This window comes from Mesorhizobium sp. M8A.F.Ca.ET.021.01.1.1 (genome assembly GCF_003998025.1).
In the GTDB taxonomy this organism is placed as follows: Bacteria; Pseudomonadota; Alphaproteobacteria; order Rhizobiales; family Rhizobiaceae; genus Mesorhizobium.
Window position 1 is genome coordinate 1 of sequence record NZ_RZSJ01000719.1, and the last position, 2,748, is coordinate 2,748.

Consider the following 2,748-nt stretch of genomic DNA (forward strand, 5'->3'; position numbering starts at 1 on the left):
GGCCAAGGGGCTGGCTGGCGCCACGCCGTATCTGAGGCTGATCTCGCTCGCCGCCGGCGGCGCCTATCTGGCGCGCGGCGCTCTTGCCGATCAGGGCCGCATCGCGCTGTGCCGCTTCTTCGCCGAGAATCTTATCGGCGAGGCCGGCGCGTTGAAAGACCGCGTCATCGACGGCGGCGACAGCCTTGCCGCTGCTGGCAAGGCGCTGATTTCCGCCTGACATTCACTGAGGATACAATCGTGACAGACCACATTCTAGTCGAGCGCCAGGGCGCGATCCAGATCATCCGCATGAACCGCCCCGACAAGAAGAACGCGCTGACGCGCGCCATGTATGCGACGATGTCGGCGGCCCTTGCCGAAGGCGACGCCGATCCGGCGATCCGCGTCCATGTCTTTCTCGGCGTGCCCGGCGCCTTCTCCTCCGGCAACGACCTCGGCGACTTCATGGTGGTGGCCACTGGCGGCGATGGTGGCACGGAGGTCTGGGATTTCCTGATGGCGCTGGCGCGGGTCGAGAAACCGATGGTCTCGGGCGTCGACGGCATCGCGGTCGGCATCGGCACCACGATCAACCTGCATTGCGACCTGACCTTCGCCACGCCACGCACCGTGTTCCGCACGCCCTTCGTCGATCTCGGCCTCGTGCCCGAGGCCGGATCGAGCCTTTTGGCGCCGCGCATCCTCGGCCAGCAAGCTGCGTTTGCGCTGCTCGGCCTCGGCGAGGGCTTTTCGGCCGAGCGGGCGAAGGCCGTCGGGCTGATCTACGAGGTGGTCGAGGAAGGCGCGCTGGAGGCTTCGGTGCTGGCGGCGGCTGGCCAGATCGCGGCCAAGCCGCCGCAGGCACTGAGGATCGCGCGCGACCTGATGCGTGGCTCACGCGACGACCTCGTCGCCCGCATCGGGGTAGAGAGCGAGCATTTCCGCGAGCGGCTGAAATCCGACGAGGCGCGCGCCGCCCTCACGGCATTCATGACCAGGAAAAAGGGCTGAACCTTACCCTTTCAGGGATACAGCCTCGTCTTGCTCCAGCCACCATCGGCGTCGCGCGAGAAGACCACTCGGTCATGCAGCCGGAACGGCCTGTCGTGCCAGAATTCGATGGTCTTCGGTACGATGCGGAAGCCCGACCAATGTTTCGGTCGCGGGATATCGCCGATGGCATAACGCGCCGTGTATTCGGCGACCGCCTTTTCCAGCGCGAAGCGGCTTTCCAGCGGTCGCGATTGCTTCGAGGCCCAGGCGCCGATGCGGCTGCCGCGCGGGCGCGTCGCATAATAGGCGTCGGCCTCGGCATTGTTGACGATCTCGACCGGACCGCGCACGCGCACTTGCCGGCGCAGCGATTTCCAATGGAAACACATCGCCGCCTTCATACTGCCTAGAATCTCCTGGCCCTTGGCACTCTCGAAATTCGTGTAGAACACAAAGCCGCTTTCATCGAACCCCTTGAGCAGCACCATCCGTACGTCCGGCATGCCCTCGGCATCGACGGTCGCCAGCGCCACGCCGTTGGCGTCGTTGATTTCGCTCTTGGTGGCGTCGTCCAGCCATGCGGCAAAAAGGCGAAACGGCTCGGCGGCCTCGGTAAAGTCACCGCTTGTTAACTCTGCATCACTCATAGTTTTTCTCAAATTGTCACGAAATCAGGGAGGTTGCCGATTGTCGCGTATCGCGCAAGCTTTTGACAGCAGGCAATGGGGCGTTATCGCTTCTGCCAGCGCGAAAGTTGCGATCGTGTCAATCGTCCTGCCGCTTGCTGGCTGCGGCGCGGGAGGCTTCAGCCTTGAGAAAGCCGAAGTCGACCGCTCGATCCTGACCTCAAGCACATCGGCTTCGGCCAAGCCCGCTGATACGGATCGCGACTCCGACCAGACGACGATCGGCAATGCGGTATCGTCCGCCGACATCGAGCAACTCGGTGGCCAGGCAGTGCCCTGGGCGAATGCCGGCACCGGCTCGCGCGGCTCCATCACGGAGCTGGCGGAATTGAAGGACAGCGGCCAGACGTGCCGCCGCTTCAAGGCTTCTCGCGAGAGCTTTGACGGCGTTGCCATGTTCGAGGGTGAACTCTGTCTCGCCAGTGCCGGCGGCTGGCGCATGCAGGGCTTCAAGGCGCTCTGATTTTCCACCTTTGATATGACGCACCGCTACTGGAATTTCTTCCTATGCGAGCGCATATAGGGGGCAAGTATGGACTCACTCCTTTTCCAGGGCAGGAAGCATGCGCGACCCCTATGAGGTCCTGGGCGTTGCAAAGAACGCATCGGCCAAGGACATAAAATCGGCGTACCGGAAACTCGCCAAGAAGCATCATCCGGACCAGAATCCGAATGATCCCAAGGCGAAGGACCGTTTTGCCGCGGCCAATCAGGCCTATGAGGTCATCGGCGACGAGAAAAGCCGTGCCGCTTTCGATCGTGGCGAGATCGACGCCGATGGCAAGCCGCGTTTCCAGGGTTTTGAAGGCGCGGCCGGTGGCGGCGACCCCTTTGCCGGGTTTCGCCGCCAGCAACAGGGCGCTGGCGGCTCGCGATTCGAGTTCCGCTCGGGCCGTCCAGGTGGCGATCCGTTCGACGGCAACAGCGACATCTTCAGCCAGATTTTCGGCGATGCCTTTTCAGGCGCGCGCGGGTCAGCCGCAGGCGACCGCCGCCAGCCGGCGACATCGGCCGATTTGAACGTCACGCTCGACATTACCATCGAGGAAGCCGCGAACGCCGAAAAGGTGACGGCGATGTTCCCGGA

Annotated in this window: 5 protein-coding genes; 4 read left to right on the plus strand and 1 reads right to left on the minus strand. The window is 63.6% G+C overall.

The window, feature by feature from the left end:
- A partial coding sequence (locus tag EOA36_RS32770) for an acyl-CoA dehydrogenase C-terminal domain-containing protein (RefSeq protein WP_189553475.1) occupies nucleotides 1-220 on the plus strand: 220 nt, incomplete at its 5' end.
- Between the two features lie 20 nt (nucleotides 221-240).
- The gene (locus EOA36_RS32775; RefSeq protein WP_127280933.1) at nucleotides 241-993 is read left to right on the plus strand and encodes a crotonase/enoyl-CoA hydratase family protein; all 753 of its coding nucleotides are present in this window, start codon (nucleotides 241-243) and stop codon (nucleotides 991-993) included.
- Between the two features lie 11 nt (nucleotides 994-1,004).
- On the opposite strand, the gene pdxH is transcribed toward EOA36_RS32775, so the two are convergent.
- Complete coding sequence (gene pdxH / locus EOA36_RS32780; RefSeq protein ID WP_127280934.1) at nucleotides 1,005-1,622, minus strand: pyridoxamine 5'-phosphate oxidase; 618 nt, start codon at nucleotides 1,620-1,622, stop codon at nucleotides 1,005-1,007.
- Between the two features lie 40 nt (nucleotides 1,623-1,662).
- Here pdxH and EOA36_RS32785 point away from each other — a divergent pair, with 40 nt between their 5' ends.
- The gene (locus tag EOA36_RS32785) at nucleotides 1,663-2,124 is read left to right on the plus strand and encodes an RT0821/Lpp0805 family surface protein (RefSeq protein ID WP_127280935.1); all 462 of its coding nucleotides are present in this window, start codon (nucleotides 1,663-1,665) and stop codon (nucleotides 2,122-2,124) included.
- Nucleotides 2,125-2,224: 100 nt separating this feature from the next.
- Nucleotides 2,225-2,748 (plus strand): DnaJ domain-containing protein (locus tag EOA36_RS32790; RefSeq protein ID WP_148669442.1); only part of this gene is annotated, 524 nt, incomplete at its 3' end.